The 22,182-nt window shown below is 51.2% G+C and carries 25 protein-coding genes, 1 tRNA gene and 1 pseudogene; 12 read left to right on the top strand and 15 right to left on the bottom strand.

Features of this window, described 5'->3' with window-relative positions; translation table 11 throughout:
* Positions 1–43: 43 nt before the first annotated feature.
* Positions 44–2,695, bottom strand: a complete 2,652-nt coding sequence (locus F8A88_RS04955; RefSeq protein WP_151149967.1) for a tetratricopeptide repeat protein — start codon at positions 2,693–2,695, stop codon at positions 44–46.
* A 223-nt stretch (positions 2,696–2,918) separates the two neighbouring features.
* On the opposite strand from F8A88_RS04955, the gene F8A88_RS04950 reads away from it, so the two are divergent.
* Positions 2,919–4,028 carry a glycosyltransferase gene (locus tag F8A88_RS04950; RefSeq protein ID WP_151149966.1) on the top strand — a complete coding sequence of 370 codons (1,110 nt, stop codon included), beginning with the start codon at positions 2,919–2,921 and terminating at the stop codon, positions 4,026–4,028.
* Here the strand turns inward: F8A88_RS04950 and F8A88_RS04945 are convergent.
* The 5 genes from F8A88_RS04945 to F8A88_RS04930 form a co-directional block, all read right to left on the bottom strand.
* Positions 4,025–5,056, bottom strand: a complete 1,032-nt coding sequence (locus F8A88_RS04945) for a lytic murein transglycosylase (RefSeq protein ID WP_241667345.1) — start codon at positions 5,054–5,056, stop codon at positions 4,025–4,027. The genes F8A88_RS04950 and F8A88_RS04945 overlap by 4 nt on opposite strands.
* Positions 4,956–5,168, bottom strand: coding sequence for a dual CXXC motif small (seleno)protein (locus tag F8A88_RS16110; protein WP_421958074.1), 213 nt, complete (start codon positions 5,166–5,168; stop codon positions 4,956–4,958). Before F8A88_RS16110 ends, F8A88_RS04945 begins: the two co-directional genes overlap by 101 nt.
* Positions 5,169–5,171: 3 nt before the next feature.
* Complete coding sequence (locus tag F8A88_RS04940; RefSeq protein WP_151149965.1) at positions 5,172–6,515, bottom strand: TolC family protein; 1,344 nt, start codon at positions 6,513–6,515, stop codon at positions 5,172–5,174.
* Positions 6,516–6,618: 103 nt separating this feature from the next.
* A complete protein-coding gene (locus tag F8A88_RS04935) occupies positions 6,619–7,395 on the bottom strand; it encodes a MogA/MoaB family molybdenum cofactor biosynthesis protein (protein ID WP_241667344.1) in 777 nt (258 codons plus the stop codon).
* 11 nt (positions 7,396–7,406) lie between these two features.
* Positions 7,407–8,159, bottom strand: a complete 753-nt coding sequence (locus tag F8A88_RS04930; protein WP_151149964.1) for a DUF1614 domain-containing protein — start codon at positions 8,157–8,159, stop codon at positions 7,407–7,409.
* A gap of 140 nt (positions 8,160–8,299) precedes the next feature.
* Between F8A88_RS04930 and rfbA the strand changes: the two genes are divergently transcribed.
* Entirely contained in the window at positions 8,300–9,169 is an 870-nt protein-coding gene (rfbA, locus tag F8A88_RS04925; RefSeq protein WP_151149963.1) for a glucose-1-phosphate thymidylyltransferase RfbA, read from the top strand.
* Positions 9,170–9,253: 84 nt separating this feature from the next.
* Here the strand turns inward: rfbA and F8A88_RS15855 are convergent, their stop codons facing one another.
* The gene (locus F8A88_RS15855; protein WP_170283770.1) at positions 9,254–9,397 is read right to left on the bottom strand and encodes a hypothetical protein; all 144 of its coding nucleotides are present in this window, start codon (positions 9,395–9,397) and stop codon (positions 9,254–9,256) included.
* Between the two features lie 183 nt (positions 9,398–9,580).
* Between F8A88_RS15855 and F8A88_RS04920 the strand changes: the two genes are divergently transcribed.
* A complete protein-coding gene (locus tag F8A88_RS04920) occupies positions 9,581–10,294 on the top strand; it encodes a PilZ domain-containing protein (RefSeq protein WP_151149962.1) in 714 nt (237 codons plus the stop codon).
* Positions 10,295–10,297: 3 nt separating this feature from the next.
* Here the strand turns inward: F8A88_RS04920 and F8A88_RS04915 are convergent, their stop codons facing one another.
* A complete protein-coding gene (locus tag F8A88_RS04915; protein WP_151149961.1) occupies positions 10,298–10,642 on the bottom strand; it encodes a hypothetical protein in 345 nt (114 codons plus the stop codon).
* A 162-nt stretch (positions 10,643–10,804) separates the two neighbouring features.
* Here F8A88_RS04915 and rdgC point away from each other — a divergent pair, with 162 nt between their 5' ends.
* The 6 genes from rdgC to F8A88_RS04885 all read left to right on the top strand — a co-directional run bounded on the left by rdgC (position 10,805) and on the right by F8A88_RS04885 (position 15,524).
* Complete coding sequence (rdgC, locus tag F8A88_RS04910) at positions 10,805–11,419, top strand: recombination-associated protein RdgC (RefSeq protein WP_151149960.1); 615 nt, start codon at positions 10,805–10,807, stop codon at positions 11,417–11,419.
* Positions 11,420–11,429: 10 nt separating this feature from the next.
* Positions 11,430–11,951, top strand: a complete 522-nt coding sequence (locus F8A88_RS04905; protein WP_151149959.1) for a hypothetical protein — start codon at positions 11,430–11,432, stop codon at positions 11,949–11,951.
* A 2-nt stretch (positions 11,952–11,953) separates the two neighbouring features.
* A complete protein-coding gene (locus tag F8A88_RS04900) occupies positions 11,954–12,544 on the top strand; it encodes an arylesterase (RefSeq protein ID WP_151149958.1) in 591 nt (196 codons plus the stop codon).
* Between the two features lie 34 nt (positions 12,545–12,578).
* On the top strand, positions 12,579–14,261 hold the full coding sequence (locus F8A88_RS04895) for a YcaO-like family protein (protein WP_151149957.1): 1,683 nt from the start codon (positions 12,579–12,581) through the stop codon (positions 14,259–14,261).
* 49 nt (positions 14,262–14,310) lie between these two features.
* Positions 14,311–14,397 (top strand) — tRNA-Leu (locus F8A88_RS04890).
* Positions 14,398–14,507: 110 nt separating this feature from the next.
* Positions 14,508–15,524 carry a tyrosine-type recombinase/integrase gene (locus F8A88_RS04885; protein ID WP_151149956.1) on the top strand — a complete coding sequence of 339 codons (1,017 nt, stop codon included), beginning with the start codon at positions 14,508–14,510 and terminating at the stop codon, positions 15,522–15,524.
* A 38-nt stretch (positions 15,525–15,562) separates the two neighbouring features.
* Here the strand turns inward: F8A88_RS04885 and F8A88_RS15950 are convergent.
* From F8A88_RS15950 to F8A88_RS04850, 7 genes and pseudogenes are all read right to left on the bottom strand, one after another.
* Positions 15,563–16,182, bottom strand: a pseudogene (locus F8A88_RS15950) (DUF5677 domain-containing protein).
* Between the two features lie 48 nt (positions 16,183–16,230).
* Positions 16,231–16,629 carry a hypothetical protein gene (locus F8A88_RS04875; protein WP_151149954.1) on the bottom strand — a complete coding sequence of 133 codons (399 nt, stop codon included), beginning with the start codon at positions 16,627–16,629 and terminating at the stop codon, positions 16,231–16,233.
* An 82-nt stretch (positions 16,630–16,711) separates the two neighbouring features.
* Positions 16,712–17,185 (bottom strand): GNAT family N-acetyltransferase, encoded by a 474-nt coding sequence (locus tag F8A88_RS04870; protein WP_151149953.1) that lies wholly within the window; start codon positions 17,183–17,185, stop codon positions 16,712–16,714.
* A gap of 138 nt (positions 17,186–17,323) precedes the next feature.
* On the bottom strand, positions 17,324–17,986 hold the full coding sequence (locus tag F8A88_RS04865; RefSeq protein ID WP_206666392.1) for a Cap15 family cyclic dinucleotide receptor domain-containing protein: 663 nt from the start codon (positions 17,984–17,986) through the stop codon (positions 17,324–17,326).
* Positions 17,986–18,870 carry a nucleotidyltransferase domain-containing protein gene (locus F8A88_RS04860; protein ID WP_151149951.1) on the bottom strand — a complete coding sequence of 295 codons (885 nt, stop codon included), beginning with the start codon at positions 18,868–18,870 and terminating at the stop codon, positions 17,986–17,988. Before F8A88_RS04860 ends, F8A88_RS04865 begins: the two co-directional genes overlap by 1 nt.
* A 14-nt stretch (positions 18,871–18,884) precedes the next feature.
* Positions 18,885–19,310 carry a hypothetical protein gene (locus F8A88_RS04855; protein WP_151149950.1) on the bottom strand — a complete coding sequence of 142 codons (426 nt, stop codon included), beginning with the start codon at positions 19,308–19,310 and terminating at the stop codon, positions 18,885–18,887.
* Positions 19,311–20,249: a zinc dependent phospholipase C family protein gene (locus F8A88_RS04850; RefSeq protein WP_151149949.1), complete on the bottom strand. Its 939-nt coding sequence runs from the start codon at positions 20,247–20,249 to the stop codon at positions 19,311–19,313. It abuts the gene before it with no gap.
* Between the two features lie 489 nt (positions 20,250–20,738).
* Between F8A88_RS04850 and F8A88_RS04845 the strand changes: the two genes are divergently transcribed.
* The 3 genes from F8A88_RS04845 to F8A88_RS04835 are packed head-to-tail and all read left to right on the top strand — an operon-like array spanning position 20,739 to position 22,151.
* Entirely contained in the window at positions 20,739–21,266 is a 528-nt protein-coding gene (locus F8A88_RS04845; RefSeq protein ID WP_161598340.1) for a hypothetical protein, read from the top strand.
* Position 21,267: 1 nt separating this feature from the next.
* Positions 21,268–21,672, top strand: a complete 405-nt coding sequence (locus tag F8A88_RS04840; RefSeq protein WP_151149947.1) for a hypothetical protein — start codon at positions 21,268–21,270, stop codon at positions 21,670–21,672.
* Entirely contained in the window at positions 21,660–22,151 is a 492-nt protein-coding gene (locus F8A88_RS04835; protein WP_151149946.1) for a protein-export chaperone SecB, read from the top strand. The genes F8A88_RS04840 and F8A88_RS04835 overlap by 13 nt, the downstream gene beginning before the upstream one ends.
* The last annotated feature ends 31 nt before the right edge of the window (positions 22,152–22,182 follow it).

Genomic DNA, 22,182 nt, shown 5'->3' with positions numbered 1-22,182 from the left:
CGCAACAATTGCCACGCAAAAAAGCCGATACTGGAAGATACGATCAATAACGCTTGGGCGCAACCGTACGCAACTCTTCCTCGAGTTGCTCAAACATCTCCCGCTTCTTTTTTTCGAACCCGAGGGCCGTCTTGACCGCGGAAAAAAGCAGGGCCAACACGCTGAGAATGATCACCAGCCCCTTTGTGAACTCCCACTGTTGCGTTCGAATCGTATCCACAATCCAGCTTCCTTCAACACCGTGGGTAAAATACAGGAACGCAGGGACCGCCATCAATGCAAGCCCCAGCCCGACCAGCTCAAACCAAATGAAACTCTTGCCAAGCATGAGCACAAAGAGCGTTCCGTCACGGATAATACGAAGCGTGACCAGCTTTTTCTGCAAAGTATCGATATGATCCTCGATCTGTGTCATGAAATCCAGGGACTTTCGAAAATTCTCGGCCTGCTTGATCTGTTGCGTCTTGATCCAGTTGATCTTCTCTACACAAAAATTGAAATCACGATTGAAATCACGCAACAGGCTCGGAAAAGGAAACCACGCCGCTTCTTTCTGAATCTCTTTGATGCGTTCCGTCAAAAACTCCACGGTACCGTTGACCCGTCGAACCTCGAGCTTGACCTGATTGTCGAGCTGTTCCTTGAACTTCTCCGCGCCTCGAAGAAGCTGCCGATAAGCAACATAGTTCCGTATCGCACCGATCTTCTTGAGACGATCAAGATCTTCCGCAGCCGCCTCATAAAACGCATGCTTTTTGTCAAAACGCTTGTTGATGTCCTCGATATATTCATCCACCTGCTTGCGCGCCTCTTCAGCCCGGGTCTCCACATCGTACCATAAATCCCACAATGCACTGAGAATCTGCACACGCCCCCGGTCAAGCTCCGGATCAATGAGGATACGGTTGAACATGTGGGGATCGCGTTGAATCAGATCATGAAACAGGTCCATTGCCTGGCCGGCAAACCCCATTTTGACCATGGCAACAGCCTGACGATACAGGCATTCCTGCCACATGGGCGAAATAACGTAGGCACGTTTGTAGGCAGAAACCGCATCTTTGTAGGCCCCCTCCACCTCATGCAGACGCCCTTGAAGAAACTCCAGATACCCCTGCTGCAGCGGCGTGTAGCCAAGACGCTCGGCTTCCTGCCACTGAAACAAAGCCTGCCCGAAGTCTTCCTGCTCCATGGACAAAAAGCCCATGAATGAATGGGGCTGAAAACTGCGCTGATGCTTGAGGCTGGCCTCCTTTGCCTGCAAGGCCGCTTCATCGATATCACCGCCCTGCAAGGCCGCAAGGGCACTCCACGCATTGCTGCTTTCTTCCGGTGCCAATTGCCGCAAACCCTCGGGCCATTCCTTGCCACGACTGCGCCAAACCAGCTTGAGCAGACGAAGCTGCACACAGGAATTTATCTCAAAAATACAACGAGCCAAAAGAGCCGCCGGACCTTTCTTCTTGTCCAACAGGGCTTCCATGGTGGCAACGAAATTCTCCGGATCAACAGCCTTGTCCAACTCGACCACGGCGTCATTCAGCGCATCAAGGTCCAGCTTGGACAGCTGCGTCCACACCTGTGAGGCTGGCTGAGTAAATTGTTTTGTGGGACATTCGCTCGGCAAATGGTTTTTCTGGCCACAATAAAAGCACTCCCTGCCATCGTTTTGCACCATGTTGACGGGAAGCATTACCTCCATGGTGCCGTAACGGGCATCGTCTCCTCCATCTTTCAGCCGAATGTTGCACCAGGAATCAAGAGTGACCTGGGCACCACCGTAGCGAGTTTCGTTGAGCTTGAACCAATTGGAGAGCAAAAAGGCGTCAACATAACGCAGGTGAGGAAAATCCGGCACAAGACGGTTCCAGTCAACCCCCACCTTCTTGGGCAATTCTTCCGTAAAATTGTGTCCTTGCTGGGGCACGGCCGCCATGACCACGGGCCAATACTTCTTTTCCTCGTCTGCTTTGGCCGCAGCAATGGTGTTCAGGACATCGCTGCAAAACGTGCGCAAAAGGCGGATATTGTTCAACGGAAAAAAAATGAACCCTTCTTTTACGTCGGAAATATACCGAAGCCCAAGGCGTTGCAATAAATCCTGAATTTCCGCGGAAAAATCCCTCCAGCCGATAATGCTTTCCTTGTCCCCCAACTTGCCGAGCGGCTTGATGATGAAATACCATTTGAGCATGGACTCATAGTCCAGCCCCGAATCCGCATGCAGCGTGTTCCATTCAAGAGGGGCAAGCCCATCCATGGCATTGGCCGGACGAACGGCAAGCCCTTTGACCGAGGCTACCTGCTCCTTGAGCTTGGGATGCAGCCATACTTCAAAATCGGAGGGAGCAACCACATCCTGGACCTTGATCTCCTGCGGCACAGACAATGAAATGGAAAGGTCGGGAGCTACAAGAAATGTTACCGGAAAAACCTGACAAAATGCCGGAAGCGAATTGACGCGAGCCCAGTTTTGAAGCCGGGCTACAGCGCGCAGGACTTCGTTGTCAGGACAAAACCATAATGCCTGATTGTTATCCTCGGTCATCAGCAGCGCGCCATAATCGCGCATGGTATTCTCAATGGCGTTATGTTTTTTGCCACTCCAGGCCATCCACACGCCCAGACCGGAACTGACCATGCGGGACTGCTTTATTTCCGGCAACTCCGCCAGCAACGAAGAAAGACTCGGCATTATTTCTCCTTACACTCCATATACACACGACACGCGGGCAACCGCACGCATGCACGGCCCCGTTCTACCCCATGTATGCAAAACCGGTTCCACAACAAATACGAACGCATACATACCAACACGGTGTAGCCGCCACAGAGGATACGACCAATGGCAAAGCTTGCCAATGAAACACGGAACTGTCATGCTTTCAGCAGGATACAGTATATACACGGAGTTTCCCATGAAAATATTCCAAGTCATCAACGTACGATGGTTCAACGCCACGGCATGGTACGCCATATACCTGAGCAAACTGTTGTCCGACGACGGTCATGATGTCATTGTACTGACACTTGAAAACACACCTCCGGATCAAAAGGCGCGGGAATTGGGCCTGAAAACGATCCCGCTGGACCTCAACACTAATAACCCGTTGCGCCTGGCAAAAACGTGTGGCCAGATAATCGCGCTCCTGCGCACGTATCGGCCGGACATCGTTAACTGTCACCGCGGCGAGGGCTTTTTTCTCTGGGGCCTGCTCAAACTCGCGAATTTCGGGTACCGGCTGATACGCACCCGAGGAGACCAACGTTTACCCAAAAGCGATGCCTTCAACCGCTGGTTGCACGCCAAAGTCGCAGATGCGGTCGTGGTGACCAATCGGCGCATGGCACAACATTTCCTGAGCAAGATGAAAACTCCGGAATCCGCTGTCTGGCTCATTCAGGGAGGTGTGAACAAAACCAAATTCGCCTTTGATGAAAAAGGACGCACCTCGGTACGGAAAGAATTCGACTTCGCTTCCGAAAACCATGTTGTCGGCCTGCTCGGACGTTTCGACCGCGTCAAAGGGCACCGCGAGCTCATCGAGACCGTGGCACGCCTGCGGTCGCAGGGAAATGAAAACATCCGTCTGTTCCTGATTGGCTTTGACACGGCCATGGATTCCAGCCAGATCCGGCAATGGCTTCAAGAATACCATGTCGAGGACATCACCCGTATCAGCGGCAAACGCGACGACGTTGCCGCGTGCATCTCGGCTATGGATACGGGAGTGGTGGCTTCACTATGGTCCGAAGCCATTGCACGGGCGGCTCTGGAAATAATGGCGGCAAAACGTGTCCTTGTCAGTTCGGACGTTGGGGTAATGCCCGACATCGTTCCGGCCGAAGCCCTGTTTGAGCCGGGCAACGTGGACGAAATGACCCGAGTTCTGGACAAAGCCGTCAACGATGAAGAGTTCAGGGAAAAGAATCTGGCACTGCACAAGGCAACCATGTCGCAACTGGGAGGGGAAGATTTCTTGAACAGGACGCTCAACCTGTACACGGGTCTGTTGGAGAAGAACTAGCTGCGGCCAAAAATGCTGTCGGTCTTGCGCAGGCGATCAGCGACTTCCAGAATGGTCAATGCGTAATGCATGGAATGATTGTACGCGTAGATGACTTCCGCCTGCTCATCAAAAGAAAGCCCCGCTTTCCAACCATGCTCCTTCAGGTAATTGGCCATGCTGAACAGGGCATCCGCCTCAACGAAAAGATCAATCTTTCCATCTCCGTCACCGTCCCTGCCGTAGTGCAACGCGCTTGTAGGCATGAACTGGCACAACCCGATGGCTCCGTACACCGAGGCGGGAAGCGTTACGGGATCGGCATCGGCCTGGCGGCAGTACGTAAGCAACGCCTTGAGCTCCTCAAAAGCCCAATTTCCCTTGCGCAAGGTTCGTTGCACAAGCCATTGCCGCGTGTCATCATCCAGCCCGGCTGTATCCACATACTGGTCAATACGAGAAAAGTCACCGCCCAAGGCCATATTTGCCAAAACCGAAAAAGCCCGATCATCGCCTATTGTCTTGCCAAGCTTGGTTTCCACCAGAAAAACGGCAACCACGATGTCATCTGAAACCCCGTATTCACCTTCAATACGCTGCAACAAATCGGCGTGCTCCCTGAGATACGCATACGCACCGGCGAGAAGGACGGGATTGAGATACCGCGTAAGGGGTTTCGGTTGCGCGACTTCCACCGAGCCGGATTTGGTCAGATGCGTGGACAGCAGCACATTCATTTTCCTGGCCATCACCGAAGGATCAAAACGCATGCCCGCCCTTGCGAACATCGCATTGACCTCTTGTCGATCAAAACCATCCAGGATCAACCGTTCCCTGAGCGGCTTCCATTGATCCTCCTCGGCCTGCACCGAAAGCGGAACAACACAACACAATACGAACAGAGCCGTCACAAGGACGGCTCCGAGTCGATTCATACGTGTATTGAAATCATATTCGATCCATGGGGACATGGGCGACATCCTCTTCAAAAGAATCGTCGATGTATCGTGCATAATCCCTGACCTCCAAACGAGCACCGCAACGTTCACAACGGAGAAAAACCTCCGTACAGCGGCGGATTCGGACAAGCGGTCCGTCACACTTGCTGCAACGCATTCCCGAAACAAGACGGGGTTCGCGCCCCTTGCCCCAAAACGTCATGAACTAACGGGCCTCAAGTCCGGGGTTCTTTTCACCCATGGCGACATACAAGGTGGAAAGCGCGGTGTTATAATCGGCAAGGGCCGTATTCAACTGAGCCTCACTCTCGGAAACACGGGCCTGAGCATCAAGAACATCGTTGTTGGTGCCCACCTGCGCCTGATAACGAGCCATGGCCATACGGTAGGATTCCTTTGCAGACTCAACGGATTTACGACCGACCCGAATACGATCCGCGGCCTCTTTCAGGCTCAACAAGGAACGTTTGACTTCAAAACCGGCATTGAGCCGTGATTTTTCCAACTCGGCCTGCAACTGATTGACTGTTTCCTTGGTCTGCTTCCAATCATGGTAATCGGCACCCCATTCGAACATGGTCCAATTCATGTTCACGCCCACCTGCCAATTCTCGGACGCCGAATGGGACCAGTTGTCGCCTCCATCAACATCAGGATCATCACCAGAGCGGTAATAATCAAGATCTGCAGATACTTGAGGATAAAAACTGCTGGCAGCAATCTTGGCATCCTTGAGAGCCGTCTCAACACTCTTGAACGCTATCTTCAGATCGGGACGAGTCTTGTACGCCCGCTCAAGGCAGAGTTTGAGATCAAACTGGGTGGGGGCATAGTCAAGGCTGCCCACATAGTTAATATCGGCATCAAGAGGCAGGTTCAGCAAAGTATTGAGTTGGGCCTCCTGAATGGAAACCGTATTTCGAGCCGTCAGCAAGTCCTGCTCGGCCGTAGCCAATTCAACTTCAGCCTGCAAAACGTCAACCCTCGGATAAAGACCGACATCGTAATAGGCATTGTTGACTTTGAGCTGAGACTTCAAACGCTCCACCGAGTCTTCGGCGCTTTTCACATCCATGCGGGCCTTGAGCAAGGAGAGGAAATTGCTCTGAACGTCCTGAATGACGATCAGTTCGGCGTTGTAGAGCTGAAGATCGCTTTTCTCGTTGAGCAGCTTGGATTTCTGATACGAGGAAAGCAGGCGAAAACCCGTGAACAGAGGTTGGCTCAAACCAAGATGGGCAACCCACTGGTCATTATCGCCGTATGTCTGGTCACGATCGTAATGGGTGTAGCCGTAATCGCCGCTCACTTTGAACAGGAATTCGCCCGTCGCTGCATCAACGCCATACTCGGATCCTTTCAGGGCTGCGCGTGCAGCAAGAATCGACGGATTGGCTTTCAAAGCCCGAGTAACACAACGCTCCAAAGTGTAATCACCCGTTATATCAGCCTTCTTCTGTACATCTTCTTGCTGGGCAAACGCGTTACCCATCAGACACAGAGTACAACAAGCAGCCAATGCTAAAATATACAAAACTCTGGATTTCATTCTATCGCCTTTGAAATGATATTCATGAGAAAATCCGCCACAGCGCAATCTTTATCAGCCTTACCAGTTGACAGGGCAGGCCGCAAGCCCATTAACATCTTGATTACAAATACAATGCCGCGCAATCCGAAGGATCTCCGTGCAACTTCTGCAATGTGTGCCGCAAAGTCGGCAGTAACGGCGCAAGGCACTCGGCCACGGCCTTGGGGCTGCCCGGCAGATTGATGATAAGAGCATTCCCCAAACATCCGGCCACGGCACGAGAAATCGCCCCATGCGGCGTCTTTTGCAGGCTGGCATTGGTCATGGCGCGTTCATATCCCGGCAAACGGTGATCTATCACCCTCAATGTTGCTTGTGGAGTGACATCTCTCGGCCCGACACCAGTCCCGCCAGTTGTCAGAACCAAATCATAGCCCTGCTCAAGCGCAAGACTCGTGATCAGTGCCCGGATTCCCGGCTCGTCGTCCGGAATAATGAATCCTTGCACGTGAGACAATTCAAGCGTCTCCCGCACCATGCGCTCTATGGACGGGCCGGAGGCGTCCTCCCGCAAACCCGCAGCCCCCTTGTCGCTCAAGGTAACCCAAGCCAGGGCGTATCCTTCACGAACAACGTCGAAAACCACTTCTTCAGCCGGGTTACAATCCTCGACAACTTCGGCCACGAATTCCCTGCGGGCAGGACCATGGCCGTCCGCTGTTGTCCAACGCACCGAAACGACCAGCAAGGCCCCGGAATCGGATTCAAGCCGATCACCTACGCGCAAAACCGGAGCATAACCGTGATATCGCACTTCGCATGTGTCGCCGGCTCCGATAACGACCATGGCGCCTTTTCCCAGAAACTGCCTGACCGATACGATCATGTCCTGTTGCACGCCCTGTCCTCCTAAACAAAAATAACCGCCAGAATTCCGGCAAGAAAAATGCCACCGAACGTACCGCTCCCGCCAATGGAAACAACCGGGGCGGCAATACCGTTGCGCACCCTTGGTGAAAGAACAGGGGCGACGCACGCACCAAGGATGGTTCCCAGTGTACCGGAAATATACGCCACAACAGGGGCTATATCGTGCGGCACGAGAAGAAAAACCGTAACCATGGTCACCAGGGCGGGAACAAAAAGCGGGATACGCAAACCGTGCACCGCATCAGGACGAACCAGCGCATAACATGCCACGGCCACAACTACGGAGCACAAACCGGTCCACAGCAAAAGCCCGCCCGCATCGGGTACGTCCGGCCCCTTGCCCAGAACCGAATGCAGAAAAAACGACACACAAAGGATGACCGGCAGGACACATCCACCAAAATTTACGGCAAACTCCTGTTTTTTCAATTCATTTGCCGGCTGCTCATTAATACGGATATGTCCATCGAAAGGATTCTGTGAAATCTCCAACGCCCCGGCTCTCGGCACCATGACCAGCCGTTCGCTTGTGTACACCGGGATATTCACGGCGCGCCCCAACAACGTGGCCGTCAAAAGCAATATGCCCTGCCCCGGAGTAACGCCCAGACGGGAAAAGGCCTCGGTAACGATACTGACCGGAACAAAAATGAAAAAGAAAAACAGTGCGAGCAGAAAAAGGACGGCAAAGACAAGGCCGCCGGAAAAATGAAAATACGGGGGACGAACCATGTGCATATTCTCCGGCCGCCCCCATGGGCGCGGCCTGTTGCTTTTTGCGCAATGACGCATATATACTAACACTGTTTGCGCGTTTGCAGAAGCGATAGCGCATGTTGAACCATAAGTAAATTCATCCTCTGTGGGGCACCATGAAAGGCATCATCCTTGCGGGCGGTTCAGGAACGAGACTGTATCCGCTGACACGCGTTGTCAGCAAACAACTGCTACCCGTCTACGACAAACCCATGATCTACTACCCGCTTTCCACCCTCATGCTCGGTGGAATCCGGGACATCCTCATCATCTCCACCCCGCAGGACCTGCCCCGGTTCAAGGACCTGCTCGGCGACGGTTCCCAGTTCGGCATCAACCTCTCCTACAGGGAACAGCCCAAACCGGAAGGTCTTGCACAGGCCTTCATCATCGGTGAAGATTTTATCGGTGATGACTCGGTCAGCCTGATCCTCGGAGACAACATCTATTACGGCGAAGGCCTTTCCGGCATGCTCCAGGAAAGCGCATCCCTCAAGCAGGGAGGCATTGTCTTCAGCTACAAGGTCAAGGACCCGGAACGGTACGGCGTTGCCGAATTCGACAAGAACCTCAAGGCCATCAGCATCGAAGAAAAGCCAACAAAACCCAAATCCAAATACGCTGTCACGGGTCTGTACTTCTACGACAACGACGTCATCGAGATAGCCAAAAGCCTGAGCCCGTCACCGCGCGGTGAACTGGAAATCACGGACGTGAACAATGCCTACCTGAAGCGGGGAGACCTTGAAGTCCGTCTGCTCGGCCGCGGCTACGCATGGCTGGATATGGGGACGCACGAATCACTCTATGGGGCGGCCGGTTTTGTCCAGGCCGTTCAGGAACGGCAGGGTCACCTCATCAGTTGCGTGGAAGAAGTCGCCTACAGAAAAGGATTCATCGACAAGGCACAGCTGGAAGCTCTCGCTGCAGACATGCTCAAAAACGAGTATGGAAAATATCTCATGGATATTCTCAACGAGGAATAAAGCCTCACGAAAGTCATCAACAAACGCAAGGCGCGGTTTCCTCAAGAGGAAACCGCGCCTTGCGTTTGTACAAAAAAACCGTTTCTAGTGATGATCTGCGGCCATGGCCTCGCGTACACGAATGCAACCGATTACCACAATCCAAGCAAGATAAATGAAAATCAGGGAAACCCCGACAAAACCGGGGCCCGTGCTATGCGCCATGCCGGAAAGCAATTCGCCAATCATTATGCTCCTCCTAAATTCGCAACCCTCGACATTGAAACAATAAATATTCTTTCCCCGGAATCATGAGATTTGTCAAGCCTTCGTCAGCGAAACCACGAATGATAATTTGCATATATAATAAACTTGAACACTCGTTGATAATTCACGTATGGTTTCCAAAACCAACATTCACCGTGGTGCCTCATGAAATTCACACGCTTGTTTTCATCGTTTTTCCCCCGCCGAAAGGCAAAACCAGCCAAAGGCAAGCATACGTCCAAAGACCCTGATGCAATCAACGCTGAACAGATTGCAAAAGATGCTGAAATCATTCGTAACAAGTCGGCAAAAACCAAGAAAAAAAACAACAAGGCAAAAAAAACGACCCTGAACGTCAAAACCACACCAAAGAAAAAGAAGAAAAAGAAAACCGGACTGCTGGCTAACATCAAGCTGAAGACCGCCAAAAACAAGAAACCGGCAAAGCAGTTCACCTCCGCTCCCGTGGATGAGGACAGTCTCGGTTTTGGCATATCCGTGGACCAGGAGGCACAACAGGCCAGCCGCCGCAAGGCCTTCCGGGTATCGCTCGACGGGCTGAAGATTCGTTGCGAGCCATTGGGCGGCCTTTTGGAATCAGTGGATATCAGCGCGCTGGGAATCGGTTTCAAATACACCAGCCGCAGATTGAAGCTGGGGGTCAAGATCAAACTGGACATCGTCTACAAGAAAAACATCCGGGCCGAACAGGTGCCCTGCAAGATAATGCGTCATGACCGAGGCGTGGTAGGTTGCCAATTCTTGGCCATGGACCGACATCAGGAAGACGCAATCCACGAACTCGTGGTCATCGGACAGAAGGAAATGGCGGAAAAGCGGCAACGCAAACGGGACGAGGAATGGAAGCCGCCAGCCTAGGCATCATTCCTTAAGGTTCTCTGCAAACACTTCAAGATCATTGGGCTGTCCGGGCTTGTGGTCCTCCGGGTACAACAGGGCGGACATGTAAAAGACACTCCCGATTTTCAAGGAATTGCGGGCACTGGCTGAAAAACGCTCCAACCCGTCAAGTACCCACTCATCCGCATCAGGAAAACGCTCCCTTGCATCGTCGGCCAATTTGGCCAGTAACATTGCCTTCTGGCGCATCACTCTTTCGTAGGCCTGCTGCCCCTCGCTGCCAAGCTCGGCTTCGGCCAGTTTCTCGAAATCGTGAACCGCATTGATCCGCTGCAATAAAAATGCATAAATATCGAGAGAACGCATACATTTTCTCCTGTTTGCCTTGTATATAGTAGCCCTCACGCCACGCCGCAAGTCCTCAGCACCAACTCCATGATCAAATCAAATTCACTGGACAACACAAGCGAATGATTCTACCCATGATTCCATTCATTTTCATGAGCAACGAAACGGAGGGCCACGGCCTTGAGCATTCTTTCCGCCAGCACGGGACTCACCCGCTATCGGGTCATCGAGGAAGTTTCCGACGACTTTCTCCGCGAGCTTCCCGAAAAACTGAAGCAGTTCAAATTCATCGACATCGACAACACGGCCGAGGAGCGTTCTTTCGGCTGGACCAACTTTGACGACATGCTCGACATGGAGTGGGTGCAATCGCCTCCGGAAAAGGCCAACTACTTCACATTTGCCCTCAGGCTGGACACCCGACGCATCCAGCCGGCCGTGCTCAAAAAGCATTTCACCATCGCCCTGAACAAGGAACTGGCACAAGCCAAGGAACAGGGAAAAAACTTCGTTTCCCGCGACCGCAAACGGGAAATCAAGGAACAGGTCACCCTGCGTTTGCGCGCAAAGTCCCTGCCCATCCCCGCCGTGTTCGATATCATCTGGGACCCGGCCTCCAACCGGATATACATCGACACGACAAACGCCAAGGCCTGCGCATTATTCGAGGACTACTTCACCCTGACCTTCGACCTCCACATCGAACCGCTCACGCCGTTCTTCCTGGCTATGGAAATCCTTGGCGAAGACGCGGCAGGCAAACTCGAAAACCTCGACCCCACCATTTTCATATAGGAGGCGCACAATGGATCTGGCACTGGTGGAACGCGAAAACACCCTCATCGGACAGGACTTTCTGACCTGGCTCTGGTTCAAGACCGAGTCGGAATCACCCTTGTTCACCAACAGGGACAACCACACCTTTCACGTGAACATGGAACAACGCATTTCCGTGCAAGGCGGCGAAGGCGAAGGCAAGGAAACAGCTTCCGTCAGCAGCCCGCGCGGCGAACTGACCGAAGCCAAAACCGGACTTCGTACAGGAAAAAAGGTGCAACGCGCCCAACTTCGTTTTGAAATGGATCAGGACGAATGGTTCGTGCAACTCAAAGCCGACGACTTTTCCCTGAGCGGTTTCAAGACGCCCAAAATCAATACCAAGGACGAGGAAGGCGACGATCCGGACGCCAAATTCCTTGAAAAAATCTATCTGCTGGAAAAATGCCTCGACATGCTGGACACCGTGTTCGCGGTCTTCCTCAAGGTGCGACTGGACAAAGGCTGGGACGCCGAAGCCGACAAGATCAAGGATTGGATCGAGAGCTGATCATGAGTGCCACCACTGAATCACTGGCCGTTTTCGGAGACAGTCTCAGTGAAGGATACGGGCTGTCTTCCCGACATGCGCTTCCGGCCGTGCTCCAGCAACTCCTTGCTGAACAGGGCATTGTCGTCAACGCCGTCAACTTCGGCGTATCCGGCGACACCTCTGCGGACGGCCTTGCCCGCATCGACAAAGTGCTGGGTTTCGTTGCAGCCAACCCGCCTTCCGCAGTCATCCTGGAATTCGGGGCCAACGACTTTTATATTGAAGAACCGGTGAACATTGTTGAACGCAATCTCGACACCATGCTGTCGGCCTTTGCAAAAACGAAAACACCGGTTCTGCTCGTGGGCATCCGGGCCGTTGCGGAAATACCGAATGACTACCGGAAGGAATTCAACCCCATTTTTCAGCGCCTTGCAAAGCGCCACTCGGTTCCGCTCTACCCGGATATCCTTGCCCCGTATCTGGGCAACTCCATGCTCACCCTCATGGACGGACTGCATCCCAACGAGGACGGCGTGGCCGCCATTGCACGCGACATGCTGCCAATGGTCGAAAAACTCGTTCACAATCTGAACCGAATCCCGTCATGACGAACAATTCTTCAAACCGCTGCAGGGGGTATTCATGCTCTACAAGCTGCAATTGATGGACACGCAATCCGGGGTGGGCTGCTTTGCGGCCATGCCCGGTCCCAACCTGAGCTTTTCCGAAATGGTCGCCCAACTCAGGGCTACCCCGTTGGACGACTATCTGCACGAATTCGCCTTGCAGGCGCTGGGAAAACACCGTCCCCGCAAGGTGGAAAAACTCATCGTTGAATGTGTCCGCGACAATGGGCAATCCGATCCGGTGCTGACAACGCTGCTGTTCGAGGCCTGCATTTCCCATGAACGGCTCGCAAAATACCTGCCCATGTTCAACGATATCGACCCAAGGAAACTGGTCCAGCACTCGCCGTCCATCCATATCCGTTCGCACCTGCTTGAAGACCAGCCCCTGCACCGCAAATGGACTTCCCTCTTCAGAAACAACATTTTTCATCACCAACCGCTGCTCTCGCCGCAGGAAGCGGAAATCGAACCGCTCGACCTGCCGCAGCCCCAACAGACAGAATCAACGACGGTGGAAACGATACGCCAACGTCTGGCCGACAAACTTCCTCCCGCCAAGGAGCGCAAGCCTCTCGAAGAGACCATTGCATACGCACTGGACGCGCTGGGCAAGGCCGACGCCTTTCTTGGTCCGGCCATGGCTCACAAGGCAGCGCTCAGCCCGGTGTCCCGGCTGCGACACTGGAGCTTCACAACAAAAACATCCAACGGTCGCCACAACAACACCCTGCAAGGCATGCAGACAAGCTATGGCCGCGGCCTGAACGAACAACAGGCCACGGCATCCTATTCCATGGAAATGGCCGAACGCTTTTCATCCTATGCCAACATCGGTTCGCGCGGCATACTCGGCTGTAAAAACGAATACCCGCTCACGCACGCAGCCTATGAAGAGCTTGACCAACCCGCACTCGATCCCGCATCCCTCGGCCTTGAAGTGCCGTATCAAGGCCAAAAGCTTTGGTGGATGCCCGGGACCGCGCCGGATCAAAACGGCACGCCCGCGCCCATGCTCATCCCGGTGCAGTTCGCCTATCTTTTCTGCAACTGCGACGAGCAAAGCCTGTTCAGCGCGCTCGGGTCCACCGGGCTGGCTTCGGGCAACACCTTGGCAGAAGCAAAAGTCTCCGGCCTGCTGGAAGCCGTGGAACGCGATTGTGCAGCCACCACACCCTTTGATCCAAAACGCTGCTTCCGCATTGCCAGCGACGACCCGGAAATCAGCAAGCTGCTCGGCAACTACATGCTTTCCGGCATCCACGTCTGGTTCATGGACATGACCCCGGAAACCGGAATCCCCTGCTACAAAGCCATTGTCACGGGACAACGCGGCGACATAAACACCGGCACCGGCGCAGACCTGAGCGGCAAACGCGCCCTGATCTCGGCCATGACCGAAACACCGTACCCTTTCCCCGGTCCGCCCAGCGCACTGGCCCCGGCCGACCTGCCCACGCGCAAGCTGGAAGACCTGCCCGACCATGCAACGGGCAGCGCGGACGGCGACCTCATGGTGCTGGAGCACACGCTGACGGCCAACGGCTATACGCCCTGTTACGCAGACCTGACCCGCAAGGACCTCGACATTCCGGTTGTCCGGGCCCTGATCCCGGGCCTTGAGATCATCTCGGACTTCGACCAGTTCAGCCGCGTCAGCCCGCGCTTGTATGCAAATTACCTGAGTATGGTCGACTGAGGGAACATTGACGCCCCGGCCCGGCCGGGATACAGATAATCCCCCATTTGCCCGGATGGCGAAATTGGTAGACGCAAGGGACTTAAAATCCCTCGGTAGCAATACTGTGTGGGTTCGACCCCCACTCCGGGCACCAATAAATTAAAGGACTTATGGATAATTATTCCATAAGTCCTTTTCTTGCGTCCGCCAAATTGACATTTGATTGACACCATGATTAAAAATCACACCTGAAAGGAGTCACAAATGGCAACAATCTGGAAAAAGAAATTCGTCAACAGCAAGGGAAAAAACGAAAGTCGCTATGTAGCCCGCATTCGGCGCAAGGGACACAAGCCACAAAGCAAGACCTTTAAACGCAAAGGCGATGCTGACAAATGGGCGCGAGACATCGAGTCCGAAATGGACAAAGGTATTTTCGTATCCAGGGAAGCAGCTGAAGGAACCACTCTAGCCGAAGCCATTGAGCGCTACATCGACGAGTATATCAAAATTCGGCTAAAGCACTCAAAACGGGAAACTGACAGAGCCAATGCGATCAAGGATAGAGACATCGGCAGACTCTTCCTGGCCAGAATCCGCGGCAAAGAAATTGCTTCCTTCATTAAGGAGCGCGAAGCCGAAGGCGTTGTCGGGAACACCATCCGCCTAGATTTGGCTCTTCTCTCGAAGCTCTTTGAGGTTGCGCGTCGAGACTGGGGCATGGAGTCCCTAGTCAACCCCACCAAATTAGCCCACAAGCCCAAAACGGGTCAAAATCGAACCCGGCGCCTAGAAGATGGAGAAGAGGAAAAATTGCTTGAACACGCTTCTGACAAATTCAAGCCGATCATCCGTTTCGCCCTTGAGACCGCAATGAGGCGAGCTGAGATTGCCGGCCTTGATTGGACTGGCGTTGATTTGAAGAACTCCTCTCTCTACCTGGCTGAAACCAAGAACTTTGAAGAAAGAACTATCCCACTCTCCCCGACAGCCATTGATATTCTCAAACGACTCCCCAGGCAAATCCAAGGCTCAGTTTTCGAGCTTTCAGCAGACCAGATTACTGGCCACATGAGACGGGCCGTTAAATCCGCAGAGATAGTGGACCTTCGCTTCCATGACCTAAGGCACGAGGCCATATCGCGTTTATTTGAGAATACAGATTTGGACACCATGGAGATCAAAATGATATCGGGGCACAAGTCAATGCAAATGCTCGCACGGTATAGCCATTTAAGGGCAAATAAGCTGGCAGAAAGACTGGCGGGCGCAAAGCGCTAACCCAAAGTGATTCATTTTTGGGCCATTTAATTGTGGATTTATGACCAGGTATCTACAGAAAGACTTTTCACATCTTTCTCAATTTCAATAAATGCCTTCCCTATTTCATGTGCCATATCGCCTATGATCATCGTCACAACCAAATGATCTATTGTCGGTTCCAACCCCAAAAGGTTAGTTGTCGCCTGAACTAAGCTCAAAGCCGTCGAATGCGCAGGGTCGGTCATGCCCGAATCACTTTGCCCAACGAGTAGGATGTCTGTCCCTGCTTCACAGAGTCCAAGCCGACTCATAAGCCCTTTGGGTCCACCATGAATGCTTTGGCTTGCCCATTTATAATATGGACGAAAGTGGTCAAGGTTAACGTCCTCTTCTAAATCAGAAAAATTTCCGCCCTTGCCTTTATGGACAAACGGCAAAGCCCATCCATATTGCTTTTTTTAAAACTTTTCCCATATTTTTCAGTGAGCTCATCGACGTACTTCTTACACAGCTCGATCTCACTGTCATCGGGAGCTTTCTCCTGTAGGCGGTGCTCATATTTTTTATGCTGACACATCCCCTTGTAAGACTCTATTAGTTCATAATCAACATACCGTTGAGCACACTCATCTCCATGCTTTGAAATAAATAGCTGAGTAACAGTGACTTCGTGCAAAGCTCTCCACCGAGCATGTGCCGCATCCGCATATCCCGACTTCAGTAATCACATGATTTCATTTGCAATACGACACGATCTTGCATGTAATCTGACTACAATATGGGCATAAAAACTATGGATTTCCTCTTTATCCCCAAAGTAATCGTCCTTGAAAGTATTGCCGGAATCAATGCATATCAAAATCAATTTTTCGAGTAGGTCGAATCCACTTCTCCAACGATTATAATTCTTTTCAACAAACTGCTTTGTTTGCTCCTTGTTCTCCTCAAGTCCTTGCTCAACATATTTTAATAAGCTGCGCTTGACATCGGCAGACAAATCTTTCGTTAAATCCAACAGGAAGTTTTCGTCATTTAACTTATCGAGTATTTCATCAGCTTTATCCTGCCGTTCGCCCAATTCATCCCTCAAGCTCTTCAAAAATTCTTCATGGAGTATCTTCATAAGCGGCGCTATTCCGACGCAGACTCATACACAAAAATAATCGCGACAATCTGCAAATCGTTAGGAACTAAGATCAACGAAACTAGACAAGATAGCCTAAACCACGAAAGCCATTCGTACCGGTATTTTTATGACCAAATCCAATCTTCTTGAGAATATTGAACATAAATTCTGATTCCGGTGCACACCTAGCTAATAAAACGACATTATGCCCTCTATACTCATCAACAACCTGTCTTATCATTGCCGTTGCATGACCTTTCCTTCTATGCCTCGCCTCAATTCCAGCCATCAAAAGCTCTATCCCATTTTTCGCAGCCACTGATGAAACAACAACAAATCCAACAGGACACTTTTCGATTTCATAAACTAAGGCTTTTGCACTCATCCCACCAATTCGCTGCTGCTTGTCTATGATAGACATAAGTTCACGATTCATATCATTTGCAGCTTTAGAATCATTGGCTATCTTTCTATCATAATGGCCATGCTCTGCCCCTTCGATGATCTGAGAAAAAATAAAATCAAAATCCCTACGCGTTGCTTCTCTAAGCATTCAACCTCCAAGCAAAATGACAATACACATCCTCTGCAAGTCTAGTGGTTGTATTCATTTGTCGCCATAACTTCCTTTCACTCTAAACTTATCTCAATGAAAGTTACCAGGCCTTGGCTATAGGCGAATTCTTGTAGTTTACCTCTGGTTCTCTGGCTCTGTTACGGGGTGATCTTCAAAATCCCTTGGAAAATCGTCCAGGATCTCCTTGCCATGATAGTCAAGAATGATTTCTCCGGTCGTCTTACGTGCCGTCCAGTACTGCCCCTTCAATTTGACTTCGGGCTTCTCTACGATTTCGAACACAATGGCTCCTTCATGACACTCGCTACGTCCTCGGACCGACGGCCGCGGCTGGCTGTTGTACACGTAGATCAGCTTCTTGATCTGTTCTGAACCGTCGATCTTGAATGTGCTGCAATAGGAATCGCTTCGCATCTCGCCTGTGCGCATGACACAGCTCAGCTTCAGGAAGGATTGCTTGATCGTCATCATGACCGGAATCGGCGGCGTCTTGTCGCCGTTTTCATTCTGCCAGTCGGAATAGATGTATCCGGTCCACGTCCCGTTCAGGTTGGGGTAGGGCACGAGCCAACCTCCCCACCGGAACATGGGCCATTTCCAGGCCCACAACAGAAACACCAGCGCCAGGGTTGTGTCTATGGTCACTACCTTGGAGGCGACCGTGAACACCTCGAACGGCTTTGAGATGTCCGCCCCCGTGAAGGTGGCTATCCATACAAAGGCCGAAATGGAGATCAGGGCAAGGAGGATGATCGCACTTCTGATGTTCAGGGGCATCACTTATACCCCACGTAATTCCATGCATCATAGAGGAAGTCTTTCGCTTGTTCAGCGGTCCACTTCTGGCCAGTTCGAAAAAGATACTTCAATTCACTGACCTCGCCCCATTCCGTATGCTTGTCGTCTTTTATCGCATTCCAGAGGTAGGCGATGGACTCACGCAGGCCTTCGTAGAGAGTCTTCCCGGTGATCTTGTCATTCGGAACGTTCCACATGAGGCATTCGCAAAGGAATCCCGGTATTACACGAGCTGTTGCGTTGCCCTCGGCTTCCATCTCCAGGGAGAGCTTTTTGAGCACCCGCACCAACTGTTTGTACTTGCCGCCAGTCGCTTTGTTTTTTTCGACCCCGTTGTCATAATGTTGTTCAGGCCAGTTGACGGTTCCAAGCCCACCACTCTTTTCAATAAGGGTTACACCCTTGAGATAACTTTTGTTGGGGCTGTAGCGTCGGTGATCCATAAATGGCGCTACGTCAGCCTCAACACGATAGGTGTTTGATTTGATATCAAAGGCTTTGTTGCCGTTCGCAACCTCGTCTGTTCCAAAATGCCAAACAAGCGCATTGTGAAGATCCTGACGGAAATCGCCACTTAAATAGGTGGCTGGTTCGACACCGAAATCTTCGGCGCCCATTCCCTCAGGGTAGTCCGGATAAAAAGTGTTGTGGCAGCATACACCAATATCGACATCGGAGTTCTGCTTCACATTCACATTGTTGCGATACGATCCCTGGAGGAACACCCTGACATCCTTATCCTTGAATCCGTCGTAGTTGTTGATCGCCTTTTTGATCGCGACAACGGCATTGTCACATCGATCCTTTTCACTCTGGCTCGGCGGCTTTCCCCAAGTCTCGAATTTGGAATTCCAATCAGTCATACTGTGTTAAATCCTCAATTAGCACCACAGACAGAGAATCCGTCCTGGACACTTTCACAGGGGATAGCCGGTTCAGACTGCCAAAGGTGCTGGTCAAATTGATTCGTGCAGCCCACGTCTTGCAAGAGGGCCTGGTGGCCATCCGGAGTACAAACAAGGATGCTCACGTGCCCATCCTGCCGCTCCACGTTGAGCTTGTAACTCTCAAAGGGTTTCAGAAGTCCAGGATCATGCTCCGTGGCATTTTTCAGGAACTCTTCGTCACTCATGCCAGGATCGGGTTTCATGTAGTGTTCATATCCTTCGGCTGCGGTCGTGAGCTTGTTGAGCTCGACCGACAAGCTGTACATTGCTTGGTCGTGTTGGCCAGCACAACCAAAACCGGCAAAGCCGATCAGGAGGAACGTGAGCAGGATAAGGATTATGGCTTTCCGTTGCATTTATGACCTCCAGAACTCAAGCGTCCCGTCCGGACGCCTGCCATTATCAAGATTCCAGTTGTGGATGGCTGTTTCATACTCGTTGTCGATCCCGAAGGCCCCCCTGGCCACGAGGGACCAAAGATGGGCAACGCTGCCCTGCGCTTTGTCGAAGAGCTGCGCATAGTCAATACGTCCACCATCAGGAGTCTCAAGACCTATTATGAATGTGTCGTCGACCTCTTCCCGAATCGGGTAGGCCGCGCCTGTGCCAGCGAGGGCGTGACGGGCAATGGCTGGCAAGCGCTGCGTCTCTTCCGCGATGTCGTCGACCATCGTCCGGAAGCGGCGATGCCACTTGTCCATGTCTGGGGGAGTCTCCTCCAGCACCGCGGCCGTGGAGGTTCTTTGGAGCATCTCCATCCAGATCTGCTTGATGTCCGGATCAATCAACTCATCGTCTCCAGGGGCATTACAGCGACCTATGCCAGCGTCAATGAACTCCGCAAAGGCCAGCGGCCCGAAATTCATCTCATCGAAGATGAAGACATCCTGATTCATCTCGCACGTCCGGTGCTCAGCGGCGTGTTCTGCGTATTCACCGACCTTCAGCTCGACAATGGGATGTATGGTCAGGTCCATGGCAATGTGGGAAGAAAAACCAAGCAGCCAGGCGAAGGCCTTGTCCTGGACGGGAGGAGCCAAATCCCGGAGGACCTCGATACCGGCTTTAAGCCGGTCGCCGACGTTGGTGTAATGCATGGCGTCCGCCCAAACTTTGGCGTCGTCGTCCATAACAGAAAGGTATGGGTAATCCGGACTGACTGCCCCCAACTCCACAAAACGGGTCCAACGCGTTACCTGGTAGGCTTTGTCAGGTGGCAAGCCCTGAACACCCTCAAGAGATTGAGGGGTCTTGAATCTATTGACCATAGTGAGATGTGCATATGCTCCAGGCATGGATTCTCCTTATTTGAATATTCATTCATTGATCTATATAGGCCTTAAATTCAAGAAGGTCAAACGGATGATGGGGCTCAGTCTAGTGGTATTGTTGACAACAAATACGAGACTATTTAGGTTCTCACATCCACATGGACAACACCCACCGCCCCAGGACTAAGAGCCTGTAATATCTTTGAGGGGCGGTGGGTTCTTTTTTTAAACGATTACCGAAAAAACCCATTGAATCATAAGCCCCCAATGATGAGAAGAAAGGGGCTCTTTCTCAAAATTGATAGCTATTATATGTGGCTTGAGTTAATATCATTTATCGACTAGAGCAGACTCAAGAAGGAGCGAAGCGTTTCTTCGGTGCATTTTCAGTGTCTAGAACTAATCTAAAAATCCATATAATATAAACCGGTTGCTTTTCTATTCCGATATGATTAACTCTTGCTGGGTGTCTTAATCACGAATATTGCAAATTGAACTGTTAAAATTATGACAATGATGACACTTGAAGGTACCCACGGAACAACCGTTACTCGCTATAGACAGATCGCTGAGACAGGTTTTCAGATGCCAGACCGTCCTGGTCGAGGAGGAACAGGTGTCTATTTTTGGAAAAGCAGCCTTCATTCCAACGAGTTAGCACAGGGGTGGTACAATCAGTGCTATAGCGAGGGACGCTATCGGCGCGATGAGAATCAAAACGGTGTCATAATTTTTGCATCCATGACATTGGATGAAACAGAGTTCTTCAACTTGGAGGACGATGACACGAAGGTCAAAGTGTATAAGCTTGCGCAGGCCAAAGGAGTTAATACTGGAGGGCGCCTTGCAGCATTATACGATTTTTTTATTAAGACCGTAGAGGAAAAAGCAAACGTGGCTTTCAAAGTCATTGGAAAGGCTATAAACCCTCCTAAGCCGGAATTTCTACCAACCTATAACACAATGATACTAGGCTTTCCCTACTGTTACATTGTTAAAGACATTGATTTAATAAGTATTAAAAATAAAGAGTGGTGCTAAAATGTCTAATGATGCTTTGAAGAACGCTATCAACGAGGCGTTTGATTCTTTGATGTCAATGGACACCGATGAGTTCAATGCAGCGCTGGCTGATCACCGTGATGGCGAATTTGCGTCAATGTTAGTTGAAGCAAATGCCTTTGTGGATGGCAATCGTTACTATCAAAACGAGGGGAAATACTCTTGCAACTTGATGTACCAAAGACCGTTTATCCAGTCTGCAAGCATTAATAAGGATTTTATCCAAAAAATTGTTACCAATAAATCCTTTTATAAAACCTTCATTGATCTTAGTGTCTCTATTGAGCATTACCACCTGTATGAGTCTCAAATCAGTTTCAATATTGAGACAAACAGGACTTACGCGATTGAAGACGACGGGATGGATTACAAATGGGCAGCATAAGGTCCGATTTCAAGTTCAATTCGTTCAAAGTTGATAAGTTTATTTTCAACGTTGAGCCTTTTGTTGAGTTGATTGAAGATCAATCCGTTATAGATCCCAGTGCATGGGAGATTGACTTCAAAATTCGTGTCCCGAGTTACTTCGTAAAGAGAGGGGTCTATCTTGGTGGCCTTGATATCCGCTTAGCTCTAACTATCCCCAAAGAAGAAGTCCCAGAAAGGGACAAAGATCTAGAGCTGGTGAAGCTAGACGCAGGCATAGTTGGCACCTTTTCAACCGAGGAACGATTTGCTGACAAGGCGATTGAAGAAAAGTTGGTGAAATTTCACATTCCCACGTTATTGCTTCCCTATCTTAGAAGCGCTGTAACCGGCTTTCTTGCGTCTGCAGGATTTGGCAATTTTATTTTCCCACTTATTAACATCCATCACTACGCGCAGGAATCATTGAAAGATTGCAATATCACAATCATCGAATAACTGCATAACCAGCACATTCTAAAGGGCCATT

It is taken from the genome of Pseudodesulfovibrio senegalensis (assembly GCF_008830225.1).
Taxonomy (GTDB): Bacteria; Desulfobacterota; Desulfovibrionia; order Desulfovibrionales; family Desulfovibrionaceae; genus Pseudodesulfovibrio; species Pseudodesulfovibrio senegalensis.
This window is presented reverse-complemented; position numbering and strand designations above follow the sequence as displayed.

Bases quoted from the DNA above. Each gene is read 5' to 3' on its own strand.
- F8A88_RS04920 (WP_151149962.1), top strand. From the start codon at position 9,581: ATGAAATTCACACGCTTGTTTTCATCGTTTTTCCCCCGCCGAAAGGCA.
- F8A88_RS04865 (WP_206666392.1), bottom strand. From the start codon at position 17,986: ATGCCCCTGAACATCAGAAGTGCGATCATCCTCCTTGCCCTGATCTCC.
- F8A88_RS04900 (WP_151149958.1), top strand. From the start codon at position 11,954: ATGAGTGCCACCACTGAATCACTGGCCGTTTTCGGAGACAGTCTCAGT.
- F8A88_RS04840 (WP_151149947.1), top strand. From the start codon at position 21,268: ATGTCTAATGATGCTTTGAAGAACGCTATCAACGAGGCGTTTGATTCT.
- F8A88_RS04955 (WP_151149967.1), bottom strand. From the start codon at position 2,695: ATGCCGAGTCTTTCTTCGTTGCTGGCGGAGTTGCCGGAAATAAAGCAG.
- F8A88_RS04915 (WP_151149961.1), bottom strand. From the start codon at position 10,642: ATGCGTTCTCTCGATATTTATGCATTTTTATTGCAGCGGATCAATGCG.
- F8A88_RS15855 (WP_170283770.1), bottom strand. From the start codon at position 9,397: ATGATTGGCGAATTGCTTTCCGGCATGGCGCATAGCACGGGCCCCGGT.
- rfbA (WP_151149963.1), top strand. From the start codon at position 8,300: ATGAAAGGCATCATCCTTGCGGGCGGTTCAGGAACGAGACTGTATCCG.
- F8A88_RS16110 (WP_421958074.1), bottom strand. From the start codon at position 5,168: ATGACGTTTTGGGGCAAGGGGCGCGAACCCCGTCTTGTTTCGGGAATG.
- F8A88_RS04940 (WP_151149965.1), bottom strand. From the start codon at position 6,515: ATGAAATCCAGAGTTTTGTATATTTTAGCATTGGCTGCTTGTTGTACT.
- F8A88_RS04870 (WP_151149953.1), bottom strand. From the start codon at position 17,185: ATGCTTAGAGAAGCAACGCGTAGGGATTTTGATTTTATTTTTTCTCAG.
- F8A88_RS04860 (WP_151149951.1), bottom strand. From the start codon at position 18,870: ATGACTGATTGGAATTCCAAATTCGAGACTTGGGGAAAGCCGCCGAGC.
- F8A88_RS04885 (WP_151149956.1), top strand. From the start codon at position 14,508: ATGGCAACAATCTGGAAAAAGAAATTCGTCAACAGCAAGGGAAAAAAC.
- F8A88_RS04950 (WP_151149966.1), top strand. From the start codon at position 2,919: ATGAAAATATTCCAAGTCATCAACGTACGATGGTTCAACGCCACGGCA.
- F8A88_RS04845 (WP_161598340.1), top strand. From the start codon at position 20,739: ATGATGACACTTGAAGGTACCCACGGAACAACCGTTACTCGCTATAGA.
- F8A88_RS04850 (WP_151149949.1), bottom strand. From the start codon at position 20,249: ATGCCTGGAGCATATGCACATCTCACTATGGTCAATAGATTCAAGACC.
- F8A88_RS04875 (WP_151149954.1), bottom strand. From the start codon at position 16,629: ATGAAGATACTCCATGAAGAATTTTTGAAGAGCTTGAGGGATGAATTG.
- F8A88_RS04835 (WP_151149946.1), top strand. From the start codon at position 21,660: ATGGGCAGCATAAGGTCCGATTTCAAGTTCAATTCGTTCAAAGTTGAT.
- F8A88_RS04930 (WP_151149964.1), bottom strand. From the start codon at position 8,159: ATGGTTCGTCCCCCGTATTTTCATTTTTCCGGCGGCCTTGTCTTTGCC.
- F8A88_RS04905 (WP_151149959.1), top strand. From the start codon at position 11,430: ATGGATCTGGCACTGGTGGAACGCGAAAACACCCTCATCGGACAGGAC.
- F8A88_RS04855 (WP_151149950.1), bottom strand. From the start codon at position 19,310: ATGCAACGGAAAGCCATAATCCTTATCCTGCTCACGTTCCTCCTGATC.
- F8A88_RS04895 (WP_151149957.1), top strand. From the start codon at position 12,579: ATGCTCTACAAGCTGCAATTGATGGACACGCAATCCGGGGTGGGCTGC.